This is a genomic window from Pseudomonas sp. LBUM1668 (assembly GCF_059695715.1).
The window spans coordinates 302,078-323,645 of record NZ_CP166787.1; the positions used below are offsets into that span (position 1 = coordinate 302,078).

General features: G+C 57.9%; 23 protein-coding genes, 1 tRNA gene and 1 pseudogene. 14 read left to right on the top strand and 11 right to left on the bottom strand.

The window, feature by feature from the left end; all coding sequences use genetic code 11:
- Window positions 1-270 precede the first annotated feature (270 nt).
- From aguB to ACA061_RS01350, 3 genes are all read left to right on the top strand, one after another.
- Window positions 271-1,149: an N-carbamoylputrescine amidase gene (aguB, locus tag ACA061_RS01340; RefSeq protein ID WP_150617433.1), complete on the top strand. Its 879-nt coding sequence runs from the start codon at window positions 271-273 to the stop codon at window positions 1,147-1,149.
- A 5-nt stretch (window positions 1,150-1,154) separates the two neighbouring features.
- The gene (gene aguA / locus ACA061_RS01345) at window positions 1,155-2,261 is read left to right on the top strand and encodes an agmatine deiminase (RefSeq protein ID WP_210554364.1); all 1,107 of its coding nucleotides are present in this window, start codon (window positions 1,155-1,157) and stop codon (window positions 2,259-2,261) included.
- Between the two features lie 245 nt (window positions 2,262-2,506).
- Window positions 2,507-2,719, top strand: a complete 213-nt coding sequence (locus ACA061_RS01350; protein ID WP_150604059.1) for a hypothetical protein — start codon at window positions 2,507-2,509, stop codon at window positions 2,717-2,719.
- Window positions 2,720-2,867: 148 nt separating this feature from the next.
- Here ACA061_RS01350 and ACA061_RS01355 read toward each other — a convergent pair whose 3' ends face one another.
- The gene (locus tag ACA061_RS01355; RefSeq protein ID WP_497300437.1) at window positions 2,868-4,961 is read right to left on the bottom strand and encodes a TonB-dependent receptor; all 2,094 of its coding nucleotides are present in this window, start codon (window positions 4,959-4,961) and stop codon (window positions 2,868-2,870) included.
- Window positions 4,962-5,215: 254 nt separating this feature from the next.
- Between ACA061_RS01355 and ACA061_RS01360 the strand changes: the two genes are divergently transcribed.
- The 6 genes from ACA061_RS01360 to ACA061_RS01385 all read left to right on the top strand — a co-directional run bounded on the left by ACA061_RS01360 (window position 5,216) and on the right by ACA061_RS01385 (window position 9,913).
- Window positions 5,216-5,884, top strand: coding sequence for a DsbA family protein (locus tag ACA061_RS01360; RefSeq protein ID WP_210554362.1), 669 nt, complete (start codon window positions 5,216-5,218; stop codon window positions 5,882-5,884).
- Between the two features lie 297 nt (window positions 5,885-6,181).
- A complete protein-coding gene (locus tag ACA061_RS01365) occupies window positions 6,182-7,468 on the top strand; it encodes an OprD family porin (RefSeq protein ID WP_150604055.1) in 1,287 nt (428 codons plus the stop codon).
- Between the two features lie 232 nt (window positions 7,469-7,700).
- Window positions 7,701-8,447 (top strand): 2OG-Fe dioxygenase family protein, encoded by a 747-nt coding sequence (locus ACA061_RS01370; RefSeq protein WP_150604054.1) that lies wholly within the window; start codon window positions 7,701-7,703, stop codon window positions 8,445-8,447.
- A 79-nt stretch (window positions 8,448-8,526) separates the two neighbouring features.
- Window positions 8,527-8,904: a GNAT family N-acetyltransferase gene (locus ACA061_RS01375; protein WP_150594162.1), complete on the top strand. Its 378-nt coding sequence runs from the start codon at window positions 8,527-8,529 to the stop codon at window positions 8,902-8,904.
- Complete coding sequence (locus tag ACA061_RS01380; protein ID WP_150604053.1) at window positions 8,901-9,617, top strand: AzlC family ABC transporter permease; 717 nt, start codon at window positions 8,901-8,903, stop codon at window positions 9,615-9,617. The genes ACA061_RS01375 and ACA061_RS01380 overlap by 4 nt, the downstream gene beginning before the upstream one ends.
- The gene (locus tag ACA061_RS01385) at window positions 9,596-9,913 is read left to right on the top strand and encodes an AzlD domain-containing protein (protein WP_150596790.1); all 318 of its coding nucleotides are present in this window, start codon (window positions 9,596-9,598) and stop codon (window positions 9,911-9,913) included. The genes ACA061_RS01380 and ACA061_RS01385 overlap by 22 nt, the downstream gene beginning before the upstream one ends.
- On the opposite strand, the gene ACA061_RS01390 is transcribed toward ACA061_RS01385, so the two are convergent.
- Window positions 9,830-10,756: a LysR family transcriptional regulator gene (locus tag ACA061_RS01390; protein ID WP_115146028.1), complete on the bottom strand. Its 927-nt coding sequence runs from the start codon at window positions 10,754-10,756 to the stop codon at window positions 9,830-9,832. The two genes, ACA061_RS01385 and ACA061_RS01390, sit on opposite strands and share 84 nt — an antisense overlap.
- Window positions 10,757-11,088: 332 nt before the next feature.
- Here ACA061_RS01390 and ACA061_RS01395 point away from each other — a divergent pair, with 332 nt between their 5' ends.
- The 4 genes and pseudogenes from ACA061_RS01395 (at window position 11,089) to ACA061_RS01410 (ending at window position 12,602) form a co-directional block, all read left to right on the top strand.
- The gene (locus ACA061_RS01395) at window positions 11,089-11,499 is read left to right on the top strand and encodes an MbcA/ParS/Xre antitoxin family protein (protein WP_150617438.1); all 411 of its coding nucleotides are present in this window, start codon (window positions 11,089-11,091) and stop codon (window positions 11,497-11,499) included.
- The gene (locus ACA061_RS01400) at window positions 11,496-12,176 is read left to right on the top strand and encodes an RES family NAD+ phosphorylase (protein WP_497300438.1); all 681 of its coding nucleotides are present in this window, start codon (window positions 11,496-11,498) and stop codon (window positions 12,174-12,176) included. The genes ACA061_RS01395 and ACA061_RS01400 overlap by 4 nt, the downstream gene beginning before the upstream one ends.
- A 50-nt stretch (window positions 12,177-12,226) precedes the next feature.
- A pseudogene (locus ACA061_RS01405) lies at window positions 12,227-12,328 on the top strand (transcriptional regulator); the annotation flags it as partial.
- Window positions 12,318-12,602: a helix-turn-helix domain-containing protein gene (locus ACA061_RS01410; protein WP_210701238.1), complete on the top strand. Its 285-nt coding sequence runs from the start codon at window positions 12,318-12,320 to the stop codon at window positions 12,600-12,602. The pseudogene ACA061_RS01405 and the gene ACA061_RS01410, both read left to right, overlap by 11 nt.
- 360 nt (window positions 12,603-12,962) lie before the next feature.
- Here the strand turns inward: ACA061_RS01410 and ACA061_RS01415 are convergent.
- From ACA061_RS01415 to ACA061_RS01440, 6 genes are all read right to left on the bottom strand, one after another.
- A tRNA-Thr gene (locus ACA061_RS01415) sits at window positions 12,963-13,038 on the bottom strand.
- Between the two features lie 418 nt (window positions 13,039-13,456).
- The gene (locus ACA061_RS01420) at window positions 13,457-14,692 is read right to left on the bottom strand and encodes a methyltransferase (RefSeq protein WP_210701237.1); all 1,236 of its coding nucleotides are present in this window, start codon (window positions 14,690-14,692) and stop codon (window positions 13,457-13,459) included.
- Window positions 14,673-15,362: an ABC transporter permease gene (locus tag ACA061_RS01425; protein WP_047299330.1), complete on the bottom strand. Its 690-nt coding sequence runs from the start codon at window positions 15,360-15,362 to the stop codon at window positions 14,673-14,675. Before ACA061_RS01425 ends, ACA061_RS01420 begins: the two co-directional genes overlap by 20 nt.
- Window positions 15,359-16,054: an ABC transporter permease gene (locus ACA061_RS01430; RefSeq protein WP_047299331.1), complete on the bottom strand. Its 696-nt coding sequence runs from the start codon at window positions 16,052-16,054 to the stop codon at window positions 15,359-15,361. The genes ACA061_RS01425 and ACA061_RS01430 overlap by 4 nt, the downstream gene beginning before the upstream one ends.
- A 78-nt stretch (window positions 16,055-16,132) precedes the next feature.
- The gene (locus tag ACA061_RS01435) at window positions 16,133-16,882 is read right to left on the bottom strand and encodes an ABC transporter substrate-binding protein (protein ID WP_150593870.1); all 750 of its coding nucleotides are present in this window, start codon (window positions 16,880-16,882) and stop codon (window positions 16,133-16,135) included.
- 13 nt (window positions 16,883-16,895) lie between these two features.
- Window positions 16,896-17,669: an ABC transporter ATP-binding protein gene (locus ACA061_RS01440; protein WP_042557182.1), complete on the bottom strand. Its 774-nt coding sequence runs from the start codon at window positions 17,667-17,669 to the stop codon at window positions 16,896-16,898.
- Between the two features lie 553 nt (window positions 17,670-18,222).
- Between ACA061_RS01440 and gabP the strand changes: the two genes are divergently transcribed.
- Window positions 18,223-19,614, top strand: coding sequence for a GABA permease (gene gabP / locus ACA061_RS01445; RefSeq protein ID WP_210554359.1), 1,392 nt, complete (start codon window positions 18,223-18,225; stop codon window positions 19,612-19,614).
- Between the two features lie 71 nt (window positions 19,615-19,685).
- Here the strand turns inward: gabP and ACA061_RS01450 are convergent, their stop codons facing one another.
- From ACA061_RS01450 to ACA061_RS01460, 3 genes are read right to left on the bottom strand one after another with little or no spacing between them, the layout of a single operon-like run.
- The gene (locus ACA061_RS01450) at window positions 19,686-20,138 is read right to left on the bottom strand and encodes a hypothetical protein (RefSeq protein WP_497300439.1); all 453 of its coding nucleotides are present in this window, start codon (window positions 20,136-20,138) and stop codon (window positions 19,686-19,688) included.
- A 6-nt stretch (window positions 20,139-20,144) separates the two neighbouring features.
- A complete protein-coding gene (locus tag ACA061_RS01455; RefSeq protein WP_042557187.1) occupies window positions 20,145-20,558 on the bottom strand; it encodes a hypothetical protein in 414 nt (137 codons plus the stop codon).
- A 29-nt stretch (window positions 20,559-20,587) separates the two neighbouring features.
- Window positions 20,588-21,562, bottom strand: a complete 975-nt coding sequence (locus ACA061_RS01460; RefSeq protein ID WP_497300440.1) for an alpha/beta hydrolase family protein — start codon at window positions 21,560-21,562, stop codon at window positions 20,588-20,590.
- Between the last annotated feature and the right edge of the window lie 6 nt (window positions 21,563-21,568).

Genomic DNA, 21,568 nt, shown 5'->3' on the forward strand with positions numbered 1-21,568 from the left:
GTAGGAGCTGCCGAAGGCTGCGATCTTTTGATCTTGCTTTTCAAAGGCAAAATCAAAAGATCGCAGCCTCCGGCAGCTCCTACATAAAGCGGATTTATATCGGTAATTTGTAGTTATTTTTAGATGATCTGATCGTTCAATGCTTTTAAAGCCGATATTTATCGGCTATAAAGTCGCCATTGCTCCGGCATGGCGATGGCTATCCGGTGCGCGCGTTTTTTCTCTTCGGTCGAAACCTCGACCGTCAAAGCACTTGCCCGGAGATGATTCATGAGCCGTACCGTTACCGTCGCCGCCACTCAGATGGCCTGTTCGTGGGACTTGGAAGCCAACCTCGAAACTGCTGAAAGGCTGGTGCGTGAAGCCGCCGCCAAAGGCGCGCAGATCATCCTGATCCAGGAATTGTTCGAAGCGCCGTACTTCTGCCAGAAGCCCAACCCGGACTATCTGCAACTGGCCACGACGGTTGAAGAAAACGTCGCCATCAAGCATTTCCAGAAAATCGCCAAAGAGCTGCAAGTGGTGTTGCCGATCAGCTTCTACGAACTGGCCGGGCGTGCGCGGTTCAACAGCATCGCGATCATCGATGCCGATGGCAGCAACCTCGGGATTTATCGTAAAAGCCACATTCCGGATGGCCCCGGTTACCACGAGAAGTACTACTTCAACCCGGGCGATACCGGCTTCAAAGTGTGGAACACCCGTTACGCGAAGATCGGCGTGGGCATCTGCTGGGATCAGTGGTTCCCGGAAGCGGCGCGTAGCATGGCCCTGCAAGGTGCGGAAATCCTCTTCTATCCAACTGCGATCGGCAGCGAACCGCACGACAAAACCATCTCGTCGCGCGATCACTGGCAGCGCGTGCAGCAGGGACATGCCGGCGCAAACTTGATGCCGCTGATTGCCAGCAACCGCATCGGCAACGAAGAACAGGATGGCTACGACATCACGTTCTACGGCTCTTCGTTCATCGCCAACCAGTTCGGCGAAAAAGTGCAGGAGCTGAATAAAACCGAAGAAGGTATTCTTGTGCACACTTTCAACCTCGACGAGCTGGAACATATTCGCAGCGCGTGGGGTTCATTCCGCGACCGCCGGCCGAATCTGTACGGCGCGTTGAAAACCCTCGACGGTTCCCTGGAGTCCTGATCCCGATGACCACATTGAAAAGTACCCCACGCGCCGACGGCTTCCACATGCCGGCCGAGTGGGCGCCACAAACACAGACCTGGATGATCTGGCCCGAGCGTCCGGACAACTGGCGTCTGGGCGGCAAACCGGCGCAGGCTGCACACGCGGCGGTGGCCAAAGCCATCGCCCGTTTCGAGCCGGTGACCGTTGCCGTGTCCGCCGGCCAGTACGAAAACGCCCGCGCGCGCCTCGACGTGCCGAATATCCGCGTGGTCGAGATGTCCAGCGACGACGCTTGGGTACGCGACAGCGGTCCGACATTCGTCATCAATAACAACGGCGAAGTACGCGGTGTGAACTGGGACTTCAACGCTTGGGGCGGTTTCGACGGTGGTTTGTACGCGCCATGGAATCGCGATTCGCAGGTTGGCGGCAAGATCCTCGAGATCGAGCGCAGCCCGCGCTATCGCACCGAAGGTTTTGTGCTTGAAGGCGGTTCGATTCATGTCGACGGCGAAGGCACGTTGATCACCACCGAAGAATGCCTGCTCAACCGCAATCGCAACCCGCATCTGGGGCGCGAAGAGATCGAAGCGGTGCTGAGCGACAATCTGGCTGTGGATAAAATCATCTGGCTGCCGGACGGTTTGTTCAACGACGAAACCGACGGTCATGTGGATAACTTCTGCTGCTACGTGCGTCCGGGTGAAGTATTGCTGGCCTGGACCGATGATCCACAGGACCCGAACTACCCGCGCTGTCAGGCGGCGATGAAAGTGCTGCAAAGCAGCACCGACGCCAAGGGTCGCCCGTTCACGGTGCACAAAATGCCGATTCCGGGGCCGCTGTATGCGACCGAAGAAGAGTGCGCTGGCGTCGACCAAGTGGACGGCTCGCAGGAACGTAATCCTACCGAGCGTCTGGCCGGTTCCTACGTGAACTTCCTGATCGTCAACGGCGGCATCATCGCGCCGAGCTTCGACGATCCAATGGATGCCCCGGCCCGGGAAATTCTGCAGAACCTGTTTCCGCAACACGAAGTGGTGATGGTGCCGGGCCGCGAACTGTTACTGGGTGGCGGCAATATTCACTGCCTTACCCAACAGCAGCCAGCGCCGCACAAAGAGTGAGTTGAGTCGTAACAGCTTGAGCTGATTGGCAAATCAGTCGAGCAACGATTAGCTCGCCAGGTACGCGTAGAGGCCCGCAGCCCGACAGGACTGCGGGCTTCTTTGTATCCACTTGTCGACAAATCGCAAACCTTGGCACAGCTCTTGTATTTGTCCTGGTGCACTAGGGAGGGAGGAGAACTTCAACAGTTCTGTCATAAACCTTGGATAACTTAGCCGCTCATGACCGGGGAGAGAGCGCTGAAATGAACGCCGAAGTGAACGTAGTCAGCGAGCGGACGTTGCATCCCATGGCCGTAAACGGCGAATCGCTCCAGATGGTCGCGCACTTTTTGAGGTCCAATGGAACGCGTCAGATCAGGGAACCTGATCCGCGCCGGATGATGATCGAGCGCTACCCCGCTGACCTGTTCAGCGAGGCCGAACTGGAAGCGTTGTGGGCTGTGATGGAAGGATAAGAAAAACAACAGGGATTGGTGAAAGCGCTGCCGGGATGGCGGCGCTTTTTTTGCGCGGCTGAAAAGATCGCAGCCTGCGGCAGCTCCTACACTGGAATGCGAGTTCCCCTGTAGGAGCTGCCGCAGGCTGCGATCTTTTGATCTTGCTTCAGAAACTGTAGGTACCCGTCATCACCACGCTACGCGGCGCCCCCGGCATGATCTGCGCGGCGCTGGTCGCTGACGCGTAATACTCGCGATCAGTGATGTTGTTCAACGCCGTACGCAAATCCCAGTCCTTGAAGCGATAACCGACCAGCGCATCCCAACGGCCATAGCCCGGCAGCACGGTGGTGTTGGCGTTGTCGGCATAACGCTGGCCGACCAGGGTCAGGCCGGTTTCGCCGTACCAGCCCATCTCCGGTTTCCAGGTCAGGAACAGACTGCCGTTGTGCTTGGCGACGTTGTTGATGCGTTTGCCTTCCAGACCGTTGTTGTCCTTCTCGATCTTCGCATCCTGCATACCGACGCCACCGCGCACGTACCAGTTGCCGACGAGGTTGCCGGTAGCGGTCAGTTCGATCCCGCGCGAGCGTTGCAGACCGGACATCACCGTCAGGGTCGGATCATTGGGATCGGTGGTGCGACGGTTGTAGAGCTCCAGGTCATAGATGGCCAACGTTGTGCTGAGGCGATCATCGAGCCAGTCGCTCTTCACGCCGATCTCTTTCTGCTTGGTCAGCTCGGGGCTCAGGTCGTTGGTGTTGCCGGCCGCCCCCGGCGTGATGCCGATCAGGCCGCCGCCCACTGGCGAGAAGGTCTTCGACCATGAGGCGTAGAAGGAATGATTCTCCAGCGGCGTCCAGACCAGGCCCACGCGCGGGCTGGTGCTGTGGCTGTCGCGATCTTCGGAAATGTTGCGCAGCTTGTTGGTCGACTCGATATCAAACGTGTCGTAGCGCAATCCGCCGAGCAGTTGCCATTGATCGTTAAGACGCAGTTGATCCTGCACGTAGACCGCGCGGCTTTCGACTTCGGTGTGGCTGCTACTGGAGACCTGCATGGCGCCGGTGTGACGCAGATCGCGGTTCGGGTTGAACAGGTCAAGCGAAGGCACCGGCTGCGCGCGTGGCGTTCTGCCGGTGGCGGCGTTGTACAAGGTCGGGTCGCGGCGCTGGCTGCCGATTTCGATACCGGTGAGCAAACGATGCTCAAGGCCGAACGTATCGAAACCACCTTCCAGTTCAACGTTGTTGTAGACGTTGCGGGTGGTCAGATCCTGCTGCCAGTGCTGGCGCGTAACCTTGTTGGTTGCAGGCGTGTAACCGGTGAGGTAGGTGTTGTCGAAATCGCTGTCGAGCTTGAACACGCCGAGGGTCTGGCGAAGTTGCCAGTTGTCGTTGATTTCGTAAGTGAGTTTCGAGCGTAGCGATTGCGACTTGTCGTCGATGAAGTCGTGATCGTTGCCGTAGGTGGTGTCGCGGCCGACATCGGCCGGCCGCCCATTCACGCCCGGAATCCCGCGATCGGGGGTGCGGTTGTAGCGGCTGTATTCGTACTGCACCAGCCAGTTCAGGTCGGGCGTCAGTTGCCAGCTCATCGACGGTGCGAACAGTTGGCGGTTACCGCTGACGCCATCGCGAAAGCTGTTTTCATCCATGTTGCCCATGTTCAGGCGCAGGCTGATGTTGTCACTCGGGTCGGTGCTGAGGTCGGCGTACAGGCTGCGCAGATCTTCGCTGCCGCCCTGGGCTTCAATGGTCGAGCGGCGGCCGGCCTCTGGCGCTTTGCTCACGCGGTTGACGATCCCGCCCTGACTGCCGCGGCCGTACAACACGGCCGCCGGGCCTTTGAGCACTTCGACGCGTTCGATGTTGTGCAAGTCGCGCTTGTATTGGCTGTCGTCGCGAATGCCGTCCAGATAGAAGTCGTTGCTGGCGTCGAAGCCGCGGATCCGCAAACTGTCGAAGCGGGTGTCGGCGCTGCTGCTGACGTTGGGCATGCCGCTCAGGGCATCGCCGATATCGTTGGTGCCGTAATTGGCAACGTTCGACGTTTTGATCGAATCAATGGCCTGCGGCACATAACGCACCGGAGTCGAGGTACGGGTCGCGGTGTTGCTGACTTTTACCCGCGGATCATCGGCTTGCGCTTCAGCGCTGATGGCGGTGGCGGGTAATTCGGTCGCGGAGTAGGCAAAACCGCTGGACAGAAAAGCAGAAAGCCCAAGGGTGACGGGCGTAAGACGGAACGGGGCAGGCATTGAAAAGCGCATCCGAAAGGTTGGAAGAATCAAGCGCGCGAATGGTAATGCTTTGCATTTGCTTCCGTTAATTATTCCTGAGAAGTTCCCTTATGTGATTGTTTCAATTTGTGTCGAACTCGATACAACCTGACCGTTCGGACAATTCGCCCGATTCACGAAACAGTCTGAGAGCCATTCCGGCGTTTTTCCGCATTGGCTTGAGGACTAGTCTGCCTGCATCAACTTTCCCACGTTTATGCCGGAGTTTTCTGATGATCCTTCACTACATTTACGACCCATTGTGCGGTTGGTGCTATGGCGCCAAACCGTTGGTGGAAGCGGCGCAGTCAGTGCTGCCGGTGAGCGCTCATGCGGGCGGGATGATGAGCGGCGCCAACCGCCAAAGCGTTTCGCCGCAGTTGCGCAATTACGTCATGCCCCACGATCGGCGCATTGCCGAATACACCGGCCAGCCTTTTGGCGAAGCGTATTTCGACGGCTTGCTGCGCGATCACACGGCCGTCTTTGACTCGACACCACCGATCGCTGCCGTTTTGGCAGCAGAGGCAATCGACGGCCGTGGTCTGGAGGTGCTCGGGCGTTTGCAGGCTGCGCATTACGTGGAAGGGCGGCGGATTGCCGATGAATCTGTACTTCTGGAGCTCGCAATTGACCTGGGCTACGTCGAGGAAATCTTTCAGGCCGCGTTTAAATCCGTGGATACCGAGCAACACATAAAAGCCAGTCGCGCACTGCTGGCTCAGTTGGGCGGGCAGGGATTCCCGACGCTCGCGTTGGAACAAGACGGCCAATACACGCTTATCGATATCAGCCCTTGGCTGGGCAAGCCGCAAGCCTTTGCCGATTGGTTAGGGCAGGCGATTGGCAGCGACGATACTGGCGAGTCTTCCGCGTTTTGTGGTCTTGACGGTTGTGCTTGATAGGCGCTGGATTCACTGGCTTAACGCATTTCCGTGCAAGGAGTGAGCGTTAAATTTACGTTTCTTAGACGATTTTCGCCTATTTAAAGACGATTCTTGAAATTGACACAATGTTAAGGGCGCGGCTACGATTCGGCCCAACGCCTGTGGCCAACCGCCATGACTCAAAAATAATAAGAAGGCCCGCCACGACTTTGTCGTGGGCGGGCCTTTTTGTTTCGGGGTGAAAAAAGAGCGCAATAGCGCCGTTTCAGCCGTTCGACACAGCGCGTTTCAACCCGAAATAAGGAAAATAAAATGTTGAACAAGCGAATCAGCCTGATCGCTCTGGGGATGTTGAGCGCTACACAGGCCATGGCTAACGACCAGGCCGAGTCCAAGGGTTTTCAAGAAGACAGCAGCCTCAAAGTGCTGCTGCGCAACGCCTACATCAATCGTGATTACAAAGACGGTAACGACGACAAAGCCGAGTGGGGCCAAGCGGCCATCGGCACGTTCTCGTCCGGTTTCACTCAAGGCACCATCGGTGTCGGTGTGGACGCCTTCGGTCTGTACGCACTGCGTCTGGATGGCGGCAAAGGCCGTAGCGGCGCCGGTGGTATCGATTTCTTCAAGCAAGAAAATGACGGTCGCGCGAACCATGACATCGCGAAGGGCGGTGCAGCGGTCAAGTTCCGCTTCTCCAACACCGTGCTGACCTACGGCGATCAGATGCCGGCCCTGCCGGTGCTGAACTACGACAACTCGCGCCTGCTGCCGGAAAGCTACACCGGCACCTTGATCACTTCCAGAGAGATCAAAGGCCTGGAACTGAACGCCGGTCGTTTCACCGCCGAATCGCGCAAGAGCGATGAAGGCCGTGACAGCGGTGGTCTGAAGTCGATCAACGTACTGGGCGGTAGCTACCAGTTCACTGAACGTTTCAAAGGTGCGCTTTACGCCTCCGACGTTGAAGACGTATTGAAGAAACAATACGTGAACGCCAACTACGTCTTGCCGTTCAACAAGGATCAGTCGCTGACCCTGGACTTCAATGGCTATCGCACCAAACTGGACAACTCCTATGTCCGCGAAAACGGTGTAACTGGCGACGACAACAAGATCTGGAGCCTGGCAGCAACTTTCGCTACTGGTCCGCACTCGTTCACCGTGGCGCACCAGCGCTCCACCGGCGACAGCAACCTGGGCTACGCCTACGGCGGCTATCAGAAAGATCAGAATCGTGTCGGCGACGGTGGCAACACCATCTACCTGGCCAACTCTTACTGGTCCGACTTCAACGCCGAAGACGAACGCAGCTGGCAGTTGGGCTATGGCCTGGACTTCGGCGCATTCGGTGTACCGGGTCTGAGCTACAACTTCGCTTACGTGCGTGGCGACAACATCACCACGTCCACCAGCGAAGGCGGCACCGAGCGCGAAATCTTCAACCAGTTCAAGTACGTCGTGCAAAGTGGCCCGGCCAAAGACCTGAGCGTGAAACTGCGCAGCTCGATCCTGCGTGTTTCGCAGAAATCCAGCGAGTACAACGTCAGCGGCAACGAGCTGCGTGTATTTGTGGACTACCCGATCAACATCTTCTGATGAACGATCAGGTGTAACAAGTTTGAGAAAAACCCCGACTGTCTCGGGGTTTTTTTTCGACGTATTTTTATAAAAAACCGGAAAAAACCCGTGTTTTTGTCATGTAAAAGTTGTTTTTCAGTTGCTTCAAACCCCGTTTCAAACAGCGCTTTAAATGCCTGAAATTCTTTCTCATGGACGCAAATTCTGCACCTAATAGATTAGGCCGCTCAATGCAGCGGAGAATTTGGTAATGATCGTTTTGAACAGAGAAGTGGGCGAATCGCTACGGCGCGACAAATACGTCAACGTCCAGGGTGGTGACTTCAATCTCTACGGTCATTTCGCCGACTTCGTCAGACTGACCAAAAGTTGGGAAAACATGGAACCTGACAGTTACTACGGTCAGGCCGAAGCCGGCATGCGTTTCCGCCGTTACAGCGATTTTGAATACAACCCCAAGACTCGCGAACTGACCCAGCTCGAACATCGCGCGTACGTGCAGTCCAAGGAAAACAACGCCTATGTCGGCGGTCTGGTCCGGCACTTCCAGGACTTTTCCGATGAAGTGATTTCATCGCCAGTGATGCGCAGCCTGATCGACACCGATTTCGAAGTGTACAAAAGCGTATTGCCGGAAGAGCTGCACGATGAAATCTGGCAGTGCCAGATCCATCAGATCCGCATCGAGATCAAACCCGGCAAACAGCTGGAAATCACCCCCGAGGGGATTCATTGCGACGGTTATCCGTTCAGCGGTGTGCACTTCTGGGGCCGCAACAATGTCGAGGGTGCAGAGAGTCGTTTGTACGACATCCACGAGCATCAACTGGCGTCTACCACTTACCAGGAAATTCTCGATACCACCTACTTCCTCGACCGCGACATGCGCCACTACGTGACCCCGGCGCGCAACTCGCACACCCATGCCATGGCGTACCGGCAGATTCTGGCGATTTCCTTCTCGCGGCCCGGGACCGCTTTCGACATTGTTCGCTAATCAGATCACCCCAATCGACGGCGTCGAGTGCTCAACGCCGGTGCTGCTGCGGCGCGCCACGGCCAAGGATGCGCAGCGCATGGAGCGCTTCTTCCGCCAGTTCGACGAGGTGTCCTTCTGCGAATGGCAGGACGCCAAGTGCCTGCGCGGGGTATTAATCCAGAAAACCACCACGGCCTTTCTGGCCTTCGACGTGGCCGGCGAGATCGTCGGCGCGGTGCTGGGCGGGATGCTCGGCAGTCGCGGCACCATCAATCATCTGGCCGTCAGTCCGCTGTATCGCAGCCAGGGCGTCGGTCAACGTCTGGTTGAAGCGGCGTCGTCCGACATGAAACGTGTGGGTGTGTTGCGGATGTTTCTGTTCGTCGACGATGCTAACCTCGCGGGCAAGCGTTTTTGGGCTGCCCAGGGTTTTTGCGAACCTCACGGCGAACGGACATTTGAGAGGGATCTATGAATGAAACGTCCGGCAGTGCGCCGCTGATGGTCAACCATCAGCCGTCGCGTACATTTGCCGAAGCCAGCCCGGTGGTCGCCGGGTATTTCACGGTGGCGTTCGTATTCGGCTTGATGGCCGTCAACGCGGGGCTGCCAATGTGGCTGCCCGTGGCGATGTGTTTATTCGTTTATGCCGGCGCTTCGCAATTTGCCGCGTTGGCGCTGATCTCCAGCGGTGCTTCGCTGACCACCATTGTGCTGACCACTTTCCTGATCAATGCGCGGCACATGCTGATGTCGGTGTACATGGCAAAAGCCCTGCGCGCGTTAGGCCTCAGTCGCATGGAGCGCTGGTGCTACGCCGGTGGCCTGACCGACGAATCCTTTGCTTTCCACAGCGTAAAACTCGGCACCGGCGCGCCGGTCAACGTGCGTTATCTGATTGGTTTCAACCTGTTCTGCCACACCTCGTGGGTGCTCGGTGGCTTGCTCGGCGCGGTCTGTGCCCAGTACGCGGCGCACTTGATCAAATATCAGCTCGACTACGCACTGACGGCGATGATGCTCTACGTGCTGGTGTCGCTGTGCAACACCCGCAACAAACTCATCGCCGCCGCGGCGGCTGTGGTTTGCATGGGCGCACTGAGCCTGGTCGGCAGCTCGCCGTTTAATGTGTTTATCGCCACGTTTGTGGGCTGCGGAGTGGGTGTATGCCTGACCAAACGTTCCTGATTCTGGTGGTCGCGCTGATGATGGCTGTGACCTTCCTGCCGCGGGCTCTGCCCTTGCAAATCAACACCGAGCACTGGCCGCCGTTTATCGCGCGCGCGCTGGAATACCTGCCAGTGGCGATCGTCGCTGCGATCAGCCTGACACCCTTGTTGATCAAGGATCAGCACATACAGCTCGATCGCCCGGAATTCTATGCAGCGATTCCGACGTTGTTATGTGCGTATTTCAGCAAAAACCTCTTTCTCAGTGTGGCGGTTGGGACGGCTGCGTACATTGCGCTCGGCTCGTTCATGTAGCGGCAGATCGACCACGTCGCTCAACGCCTGGTTCGACAGGTCCGGGTTATTGATCGCCAGCCGCACCTCAAGGAAATCCTCGAAACCGGGGAAGATCGTCAGGCCGTTCTTCTGCGCGGCCTCGCGGGAAACCATGCCAACTGCATCCATCTGCGTGATCAGCGATAACGTAAGGGTCTCGCTGCAGGAGTAGACCATGCGTTGACCGTTCTCGTGATTGCCCAGCCCGGCGTCGAGAAAACGCAAGAAGCTGTGGGAATACGGACAATCTTCCGCAGGACGCACCTGAAACTTGTTGCCCAGCAACGTCAGCGGATCGTTCTCCTGCCCACAATGCGCGCCGACCACCTGCACCTGCACATCCGGCAGGACAATGCTCGGCAAACCCGGACGCTGCGGGCCGATCAGCACCGCGAGGTCAAAGTCTTCGTTTTTCAGCTTGCTGAGGTTTTCCATCGACTCGGCGTAGCTGAATTCCATCTGATAATCGGGAAACACCTCAATCAGGCGTCCGATCATTCGCCGATTGAAGTCAGGCGACAACGTGTTGTTTAACGCAACCTTCAACGTGCGTTGCCCTGGCACTTTGAGCGCCTCGACTTTTTCTTCCATCTGTCGCGTGGCAATCAGCACTCTGTCCATATAAGGCGTCAGCTCGGTGCCTTGCGGCGTCAGCGTCAGCCCTTTGTTGGAACGACGAAACAAGCGGAAACCGAACTGCTCTTCGACCTTGTTCAACTGCGCGGCCAATGCCTGCACGGTCAGGCACGAATGCTCGGCTGCGGCCGACAACGAGCCGGTCTGCACGATGCGCATGAGGTTGCGTAAGGTTCTGCTATCCATGGGTAATGCCCTCTGAAGTGGGCTGGGTATTGTTGTTTACGAGACGACCGGTCCGGCGCCATATGCCGGCTATATTCCTGCACCTGAGCATAGTTGTCGCGGGTTTAGTAGCGAATTGATGTCCCCGCCGATGGCTGGAGGCTGACACAGGATCGGGGTTTTCGGTGACATGGGGGTGATTGGGGTCAAAAAATACTCACGTGAAATGATAAAACATGGCTTTTCAACGACTTCATCTGGATAACGATCTGATTCATTAGCGGATAAAAATAAAACAAGCATTCGTATCTGTACTAGGCTTCATGGCACGTCACCTACTAATGGAGGAGACCATGTCTACCTCAATCCCAGCCCTCACCCCACGCGAACAACTTGACGCCCCCGAAGCGGGCCGCGTCGCGCTGAAGTTTTTCTTCAACCTCATGGAGCGGTGGGGCTGCAACGCCGAGCAGCAACGCACATTGCTCGGCGGTGTCGGCAACACCACGTTCTACAAGTACAAACACCTGCCGCCAAACGTGCGCCTACCCCACGACACCCTTGAGCGCATCTCCTACCTGATGGGCATTCACAAGGCGTTGAGCATCATCTTCAGCAACAGCCGCGAGCGCGCTTATACGTGGGTCAGCAGCCCGAACACTGCTGCACCGTTTAATGGGCAAACCGCTCTGGACTACATGCTGGCCGGGCGCGTCGTCGATATCGCCGATGTACGACGCTACCTCGACGGAGTGCGCGGTTGAGCGCGCCAGCGCTGGCCGATTCGCATTGGCCGCGCGCCTACCGGATCGTTAACAGCAGCTTCCCGCCAATTGCGCTGTTCGAAGACGTGCTCGACCCCGAAGACCTGGAAATTGCCTACGCCCTCGAAGCGCTGACCAACGATCGTCTGATCGCTCAGGCGGGCGTCCTTGACCGGGTGCGCCCGGGAGATCGGCTCTCAGGCCCCGGATCGACCCCGGTGATGGCTGCGTTCACGCACATAGGCAAAAGCAGCCGCTTCACCGACGGCACCTTCGGCGTTTACTACGCCGCCAGCAGCCAGGCCGCTGCTATCGCCGAGACCTGTTATCACCAGGAACGCTTTCTCGCAGCCACCAACGAAGCAAACCTCGAATTGACCATGCGCACTTACGTCAACCGAGTCGTCAAACCGCTGCACGACATTCGCCACGACTATCCGAACCTGCACAACCCTGATCCGGATGCCTACGGCCCTTCTCAGGCATTTGCCCGGCAGCTACGTGAAGCCCAATCCTGGGGTTTGCTTTACAACAGCGTTCGTTTGGCCGGGCACGAATGCGTCGCCGCGTTCCGGCCACCGGCAGTATCGATTCCCAAGCAGGGCAAGCATCTGCGTTATGTGTGGAGTGCGAGCCAGCGCAGGATTTCGTTTGTGTTTGAGGTCAGTCAGGTTTGAAACGCAAAAAGCCCTCGCCGTAGGGAAGGCGATTTACCTCAATGAATTTCTGTTCAATTTGGTTGCTCATTGCCTACACCAAGGCAAAGTTCGACAACTTGCCCACAGCCTTGCTCAAGCAATTGAAGGAGGAAATCAGCGATGGCCAATGAAGTGGAGCAATTCCAGCAGGACTTGCTGGACTCTGTGCGTCAAATGAAAGAAAGAAAAGCCGCGCGGGTAACTCATGTGCCGCTTTCTGCAGCAGCAGAAGCTCGTGCCAAGGTGGGCATTTCCCAAAGCGCGTTTGCCAAGCTGATCGGTGTGAGTCGGCGGACATTGCAGGATTGGGAGCAAGGCCGCAGGCAGCCGACGGGCGCAGCGCAAACCCTGCTGCGTGTTGCGAGTCAGCATCCTGAAGCGTTGCGGGATTTGCATCCTGCTTAAGACCGGAAATAAACAAAGCCCCTGCATTTCTGCAGGGGCTTTTTTGTAATGAATGCCTCGCAGCCTAACCCCACAATCAAAGCTCCTCAGCCAGTTCTGAGCACTGAAAAATGCCGTTTATGCAATTACAGCTTTTATGAGCACGTCATAATTATTGCCAGCTCATAATTTGCCATAAATGGAAATCTAAACCTTTGGGGGCAAAGCGGTGCTTTCGGGGATTGAAAGAGGAGGTGTGGCGAGGCAGTCGAAGTGTGCGGGGGAGAGGTGCTGTTTCTACGGAAGGTGTTGCGTTGCCAGAAATATAAACACCCCAGAAACAACAAAGCCCCTGCATTTCTGCAGGGGCTTTGTTTTGTATGGTGCCGGCACCAGGAGTCGAACCCGGGACCTACTGATTACAAGTCAGTTGCTCTACCAACTGAGCTATACCGGCGTGTGGGCGACGATTATAGCGATTGGGTTAAATCTGTAAACCCCTGAATTCAGACTATTTTTATGCGGGTGCAGGATCAAGCTCAACGTAGGCGTTATCTCTGGGTTTTCACCCTTGAAAACAGGCACTTTCAAGGTTTGTATTCCTACCCTGAGGCGGCGATTTTTTTTGTCAGATCTGCTTCGTATCAGCTGATTTATGTCGTTTTGAATGGAAGCTTATGCACAACTGATCGGCAGGCCCGCGCTCAAGTGTGAGTATTTGTGGACGCATTCTCATTTTGTTCGCAAATCCCTGTTTTACTGGTTATTTATTCATGTGAACAAAAAATGACCAGCAGTGTTAAAGCCACGAAACAGGCGTGGATATTGGATCCACAAGAATTTCATCAACAGAGTTATCCACAGGCTGGAGTGTTTTAAGCGCGTTCGGCGAGCAGGAGGAAATTGCGCGGTGTGAGTGGCGCATCGCAGAAGGTGCCAAGGCGCACGACGTATTCCTGTTCGGCGAGGAAAAGTGCTCGATCCAGATTCAGCCAAAGCTCCAGTGGTCGTCGGAATATTCCGCGAAGTAATTCCAGGTTGCGAACTTCGGCTAACCGCTGCCAACCGGCCGCCTCCAGCGCTGGCCAATCCTGCGGGCCGATTGTGGATAACTCTTTGAGCGCTGCCAGATCGCGGCAGTAATCGGCGAAGGGTTTTTCCAGCCAGGTGCTGGGTAGCGAAGGGGTTGGCAGGTATTGGTCGATGCCGCGTAGTTGCCGTTGCAGCAAGTCAAAGGCAAGGCGTCGTGCCATCGAGGTGTCGCGCTGGCGTCGGACTCGTGCACCGGCGGTGACGGTTTCGCTCATCGGTAGCGCCAGATCCTCTAAAGATAGCTGTAGGAGCGATCCCGAGCCGGCCAGGGATAACGCCTGATATTCCGTGCGATTGATCCGGTTGTAGCAGCACGGAGCGATTGCCATTTGTCGGCAACCGGCGGCGCTGGCCAATTGCATCAGTCGCACATGCAGATCACCGCAGGCGTGGAGGGCAACCGGCGTGTGAAGTGCGTTCAATACGGCTGAAGCATCTGCCGCCAGAACATCCTGTTCAACATGCCGCGCGTGTAAATGATGACGCTGGCTAAGCGCCTGACCACTGGCAACCAGCGCCGGATCGTATTCAACGCAAGTCAGTTGTTGCCCGGTGCTCAGCAGACGCCGCCCCAAGTGTCCCTTGCCGGAGCACCAGTCCAGCCAATGCGTCGGTTGCGATGCGAAGGACAGTCGACTGCCGAACGCCTCGATCTGCTGCCATTTACGCCCCGGTACATCAACATTCAATCGATGGCCCGCAGTTTCCAGCGCATGTTCCGGTAACTCACCGACCGCGCTCAGTTCAGCCGACAACGCCGCCAATGAAGCGAACGGCTCCGGCGCATCGGCAAGATTGGCAGGGTGGTTGTGAGCATTTTCCGCATCTTGCAGCGACCGGCCGCGTAGCCATGAGGCCAGCTCCGGGTAGGACGCTTCCCAGGGAAGCTGAAGATGAGTGAACGGTCGAGGTTTCCACAACGCCTGGTGCGCTGTCAGAAAAGTATTCAGTGCCGTGAAGCGGGCGAGTAAGTCCTCGCCCGTCAGCACGTGGGAAGTTTCAGCGCCCTTGGCAGGCATCGACGCGCAGCCAGCGCTCCAGCAACTTGAAGCCGCGCACCAGCACGTAAGCCATCACCAGATAGAACACGCCAGCGGCGAAGAAGATTTCCACCGGCAGGTAGGTGCGAGCAATGATCGTGCGGGCCATGCCGGTCAGTTCCAGCAGGGTGACGGTGCTGGCCAGGGCGCTGGCCTTGAGCATCAATATCACTTCGTTGCTGTAGGCCGGCAGGCCGATGCGTGCTGCCCGCGGCAGGATGATGTAGAACATCGCTTTGGGCTTGGACATGCCCAGGGCACGCGCCGCTTCGATCTCGCCCGGTGGGATGGCCTGAATCGCGCCGCGCAGGATCTCGGCGATGTACGCCGCGGTGTGCAGGGTCATGGTTACCGTTGCGCACCAGAACGGATCGCGCAGGTACGGCCACATGGGGCTGTTACGGACAGCGTCGAACTGCGCCAGGCCGTAATAGACCAGGAACAGCTGAACCAGCAACGGTGTGCCGCGGAAAAAGAAGATGTAGGCGTAGGGCAAAGCACGCACGTACCACAGCTTCGAAGAGCGGGCGATGCCCAGCGGAATCGCCAGCAACAGGCCGGCAATCACGGCGATGGCCACCAGTTCCAGGGTCAGGGTCGCGCCCTGCGCCAGTTTCGGCAGCCACTTGATGATGACTTCCCAGTTCATTGAGCGCTCCTCGCAAAGCCACGGGCGGCGCGTTTTTCCAGGAAGTGCATGCCGGTCATCGCCACCACCGTCAGGCCGAGATACATGAGCGCGGCAACCATATAGAAGGTGAACGGCTGTTTCGACATGGTCACGCCGATCTGCGCATGACGCATGATTTCTTCCAGGCCGATCACTGACACCAGCGCAGTGTCTTTCATCAGGATCATGAACAGGTTGCCCAGGCCCGGCAGGGCGATGCGCCACATCTGCGGCATGATCAGCTTGGTGAAGATTCGCCATTTCGACAGGCCCAGGGCCACGCCGGCCTCACGGTGACCTTTGGGAATGGCGAGGATTGCGCCACGAAACACTTCCGTGGCGTAGGCGCCGAAACACAAACCGAGCGCGATGACACCGGCGGCAAAGGCGCTGAGTGCCAGATCGGGGTTGCCGAAAAACTCACCGAGCGCGCGCATCAGGTTGACCGTACCGAAGTAGATCAACAGCACCCAGAGCAATTCCGGGACGCCGCGCACCAGGGTTGAATAAAAGCCGCCAAGCCATTGCAGCGGCTTGTACGGGGAAGTCTTGGCCAAGGCGCCGAGCAGACCGAGCACCAGACCCAGGCACAGGGCCGAGAGAGCCAGTTTGACGGTCATCAGCGCGCCAGCGGCGAGCGCCGGGCCGAATCCGTAAAGGTCGATAATCATGGATTTCTTTTCAAATCGCGGCAGGCAAGGTCGGGAGCCGGCGCCGTTGCATCACGGCGCCGGTTCCGCAGGTCAGGATCAGTAGATGCTGAACGGGAAGTACTTGTCGTTGATCTTCTTGTAGGTACCGTCAGCGACGATTTCCTTCAGTGCAGCGTTCAGCTTCTCGCGCAGTGGATCGCCCTTGCGCACAGCAATGCCGATCTTGTCGCTTTCCACGACCGGGTCGCCTTTGAACTCGTAGTTCTTGCCGGCTTCGCTTTTCAGCCAGTCATAGTTGGCGTACTTGTCGGCGAGGATGGCGTCGACGCGGCCGGAGGTCAGGTCGAGGTAGGCGTTTTCCTGGGTGTCATAGAGGCTGACCTTGATGTCATCCGCATAGGTATCTTCCAGCCAGGTGCCGGCCAGCGTGGCACGCTGCGTACCGATGGTTTTGCCTTTGAGCGAGTCCTTGTCGGTTTTGAAGTCGACGTTCTTCGGTGCGATGAATTGCAGCTTGTTCGAGTAGTACGGGTCGGTGAAGTCCACCGCGCCTTTGCGCTCTTCGGTGATCGACAAAGACGAGATCAGGAAGTCGAATTTCTTCGCGTTCAGCGACGGGATGATGCCGTCCCAATCGGAGGTGACTACGGTGCACTCGACTTTCATCTTGGCGCACAGGGCGTCGCCGATGTCTTTGTCGAAGCCGACCACGTTGCCGCTGGCGTCTTTATTGTTGAACGGCGGGTAAGCCGCTTCGATGCCCATCTTCAGGGTTTCGGCCATGGCACCGGCGCTGAACGCGAGGGTGACGGCGGCGGCCAGGAAGACCTTTTTATAGTTCTGCATGCATGTTGCTCCGTTAGCGGTTGCTGGACATGAATTGTTTGCAGCGCGCCGAAAGCGGGTTTTCGAACACCTGCTGTGGCGATCCTTGCTCTTCTATCAGGCCCTGATGAAGGAACACCACTTCGCTGGAGACCTGACGGGCGAAGCCCATTTCGTGGGTCACGAGCAGCATGGTGCGGCCTTCTTCGGCCAATGCGCGGATGACACTAAGTACTTCCTGAACCATTTCCGGGTCAAGGGCGGAGGTGGGTTCGTCGAACAGGATCACCTTCGGCTGCATCGCCAGCGTGCGCGCGATGGCCGCGCGTTGCTGCTGGCCACCGGACAGTTGCGCCGGGTAGGCGTGGCGCTTGTCAGCGATGCCGACCTTGGCCAGCAGTGCTTCCGCGACTTCAATGGCTTCGGCCTTGCTCTGGCCGAGCACGCGGCGCGGGGCTTCGATGATGTTGTCGAGGACGCTCATGTGCGGCCACAGATTAAAGTTTTGAAACACAAAACCAATCTCGGAACGCAGGCGGTTGATCTGTTTGCCGTCGGCGGCAACCAGTTCGCCATTCTTGGCGGCCTTGAGCTTGAGTTCTTCACCGGCCACCAGGATCTGGCCCTGGTGCGGGTTTTCCAACAGATTGATGCAACGCAGGAACGTGGACTTGCCGGAACCGGAGGAACCCAGGATCGAGATCACGTCGCCGTCGCGTGCGGTCAGCGAGATGCCTTTGAGCACCTCAAGCTGTCCGTAGCGTTTGTGCAAGTTGCGGATTTCAAGCGCGGGCGTGGCCTCAGCCATGTGCGTTCCTCATATATGTTGCGCTCCTGCTGTTTGATGGCCTTCCTGGCGAGGCGGCCAAGCTAGCATAGCGTTTCAATGGCAGCCAACAGCGCTACGAGCGGTAAACGGGTGGCATGTGGCGGGTTGTCGCATCAGCACAGCAGACTGTCGCCCCATCAACAACCGAACGGGTGTTTGAACGTGCAATCGCGTGGGTGTCGCGTAAAAAAAGGCGCGATGTTGCCAGCTTTGGCGGGGTGTTGGAAGCGCTATCCGGCCGAACGTTCCCGATTCGCCCTTTTATTGTGCATCCCACACTTTTTCAGTGTGTTTCTGGTGCGCGGATTCGTCTTTAAAGTGAGTCGCAGGGTAACGCTCTGGCAGATTGCCATTAAATCCAATGACTTGCGATGACTGTCCGGTCGCGCGCAAAGCCCCGGCCCGAAAGAGTTTGAAATATTTTGGCGCAATTATTGCGTGCAGAATAAGGAACGCCCCGTTGGTTTCTTTTTACGAGAAGGAAATTTCGGACGGGCCGGACGCAATCGCTTTCCTTGCAAAGGTAGTTTCGATGAGCAGTACCCCAAGCTCCAATGGCCTCGAACAGGGGCTCAAACCGCGTCATGTGACCATGTTGTCGATCGCCGGTGTAATCGGCGCCGGTCTGTTCGTTGGCTCCGGCCACGCCATCGCCGCCGCAGGTCCTGCAGTGCTGCTGGCCTATGCAGCCGCCGGTACCCTGGTGGTGCTGGTGATGCGCATGCTCGGCGAAATGGCGGTTGCTTCGCCCGACACCGGCTCTTTCTCGACGTATGCCGACCGTGCCATCGGGCACTGGGCCGGCTTCACCATCGGCTGGTTGTACTGGTGGTTCTGGGTGTTGGTGATTCCGCTGGAAGCCAACGCCGCCGCGACCATCCTGCACGCGTGGTTCCCCGACGTAGGCATCTGGGCGTTTGCGCTGGTCATCACCCTGCTGTTGACCGTGACCAACCTGTTCAGCGTGAAAAACTACGGCGAGTTCGAATTCTGGTTTGCGCTGGTTAAAGTGCTGGCGATCATCGGGTTCATCGGGCTCGGCCTTGCGGCAATTTTCGGCTACCTGCCGAACAGCCAGGTCAGCGGCGTTTCGCACTTGTTCGACAGCGGCGGCTTCCTGCCTAACGGCATGGGCGCGGTGTTGGGCGCGATTCTGACCACCATGTTCTCGTTCATGGGGACCGAGATCGTGACCATCGCGGCCGCGGAATCGAAAGACCCGGGCAAGCAGATCTCCAAGGCCACCAACTCGGTGATCTGGCGGATCGGTTTGTTCTACCTCGTGTCGATCTTCATCGTCGTGGCGCTGGTGCCATGGAACGATCCTATGTTGGCGAACCTCGGTTCTTACCAGACCGTACTGGAACGCATGGGCATCCCGAACGCGAAAATGATCGTCGACATCGTGGTTCTGGTCGCCGTAACCAGCTGCCTGAACTCGGCGCTCTATACCTCGTCGCGCATGCTGTTCTCCCTCGGCAAGCGCGGTGACGCACCGGCCATGTCGACTCGCACCAACAAAAGCGGTACGCCTTACTGGGCGGTGATGTTGTCCACTGGCGCCGCGTTCCTCTGCACATTCGCCAACTACGTGGCCCCGGCCGCCGTGTTCGAATTCCTGCTGGCCAGCTCCGGTGCGATCGCACTGCTGGTGTACCTGGTGATCGCGTTCTCGCAACTGCGGATGCGCAAACAGCGCATGGCCCGTGGCGAGAAAATCGAATTCAGCATGTGGCTGTTCCCGGGCCTGACCTACGCGGTGATCATCTTCATCGTCGCGGCCCTGACCATCATGTTGTTCCAGGAAGCGCACCGCGTGGAAATCCTCGCCACCGGCCTGCTGAGCCTGATGGTGGTGGCAACCGGTCTGCTGGTGTCTCGCCGTCGCAAGCAGGAAAAGCGTGGTGCTGTGGTGTTGAACTGATCCGTAACGCGTAATGCAAAACGGCCGCTGTCAGTGATGACTAGCGGCCGTTTTTGTTTGTGAGCGCGGATTTACTCGCTCTTTTCTTCCTGCGATTCCACCGACTTGCCATAAGCATCCAGCGCAATCCCGAAGTCGGTGATGAACTGCGGCTCGCTCAGCCAGGCCTGTGCGGCTTCGATCGTCATGCCGTCGGCCCACATGCGGTAGTCGATCAACATGTCGGCGGCCAGGTGGGTGGCGGCCATGCCTTCGTTGTCGGCGTTTTCCATGTCGAGCAGATCAGGGTGATCGATGATGATGAACGCCAGTTCGCGCAGCAGTGTCAGCAGCATGTCGTTACGGCTGACGGCTTCGGCGTCGCGCATTTTGCTGAACATTGCCAGGGTGTAATCCGGAATCGGCTCGGCGAGGTGGCCGAGGTCTTCGTCCTGGTCCAGCGGCTTGCGGCCGACCATACGGATTTGCTTGGCTTTGGCCTTGGCGCGTTTGGCGCGTTTTTGTTGCTTGTTCAGGGATGCCATGGGAACTCAGTTCTTCTGTTGGGTTTGTGCAGCGATGGCGTCGGACGCCGCCACATAGTCGGCCTGGAACGCGGGGGATTCGATCCACGCCAGCGCGCCAGCCTCGTCGGTTTCCTGCGACCACTGGCGATACTCGATCAGCGCTGCGAGGATGAAATCCATGGAGCCTTCTTCGCCTTCCTGTTCGTAGACCAGTTCCAGCAGCGGGTCTTCGAGGAATGCGGTGCACATCGCTTGCTGACTGATCTTCTCGGCGTCGATCATTTTCTTGAACAGCTCGGTCAGGTCCACCGACTCGAAGTCGATACGGTCGTCGTTCGGGTCCAGCTCGACCGGCGCTTCGGCGCGTTTGGTGCGGTTCTGCTTGGCCTTGGTTTTGGCCCGGGCGGCGCGTTTTTGCTGCTTGTTGGCGGAGGCCATGATGTGTTCCGTCGTGCGTTGAATGAGGCTCAGCTGCGCGGTACTTGCCGCCCCGGTGTGTCGGGGGCCAGTTCGCCGGTTTGCAGCCAGTTCAGAGCGATGGGCCATAGTGTGGCTTGGTATGCGCTGCGAAAAAAGGCGAAATGTCCGACTTGTTGCTCACCGATGTCCTGTGGGTCGATGCGCAGGTGGGTTTTTGGCGCATGGCTGAAGTAGTTGAGCAGGCGCTCGATGGCTGCAATCGTGCCATAAGGGTCGTCGCTGATGCTGATCGCCAGGGTTTGCGCGCGGACAGTGGCAAAGGGCAGGTGGCCTGTTCTCGCCAACATCGCTCGCCCGCTTGGGCGACGCTCGTAACGCGCAGTGGGCGTGCTCCAGTCGCGCACTACGCCTGCCGGCGTGTCTTCCAGCCAGCCGAGGCGTTTACCGGGGAAGTAACCGCAGAACAGCGTTAACAGCGGCATCAGCAGATGCCATTTGCCGAACATCCGCCAGCGCTGTTCAGGCGCGTAATCGCGCCAGTAGGCGAACTGCGCGCCGACGGTGACCAGCCGTCGGATGACCTGCCCGGACTCACCGAGGCCAGCCGCGCAGCCACCAAAACTGTGGCCGACAACATCGATCGGCTGCCCGGTAAATTCCCGCTGCGCGCGCCGCAGCATCGCCTCGAAGTCCAGCGCGCCCCAATCTGTCCATGAGGCGTTGAGGCCTTTGATTGAGCCAGGTCGCGACTCACCGATGCCCCGGTAGTCGTAGGTGATGACGTCGAAGCCATTGGCGAACAGGTAATCAGCGAAACGCGAGTAATGACGGCAGCGCACCGAAGTGGCGGCGTTGAGGATTACAACCGGGCGCTGGATATCGGGCAGGGCATGACGCCAGGTGAAACCGCCAAGGACAAAACCGTCGGCGGCTGTTTCCTTGAACGGATCACCTTGAAGCTCGGCAGCCAATGGCGGCTTGCGCTGCGCAGCTTGCAATGGGGGCGTGTCCTGACAGCTCATGGTGCT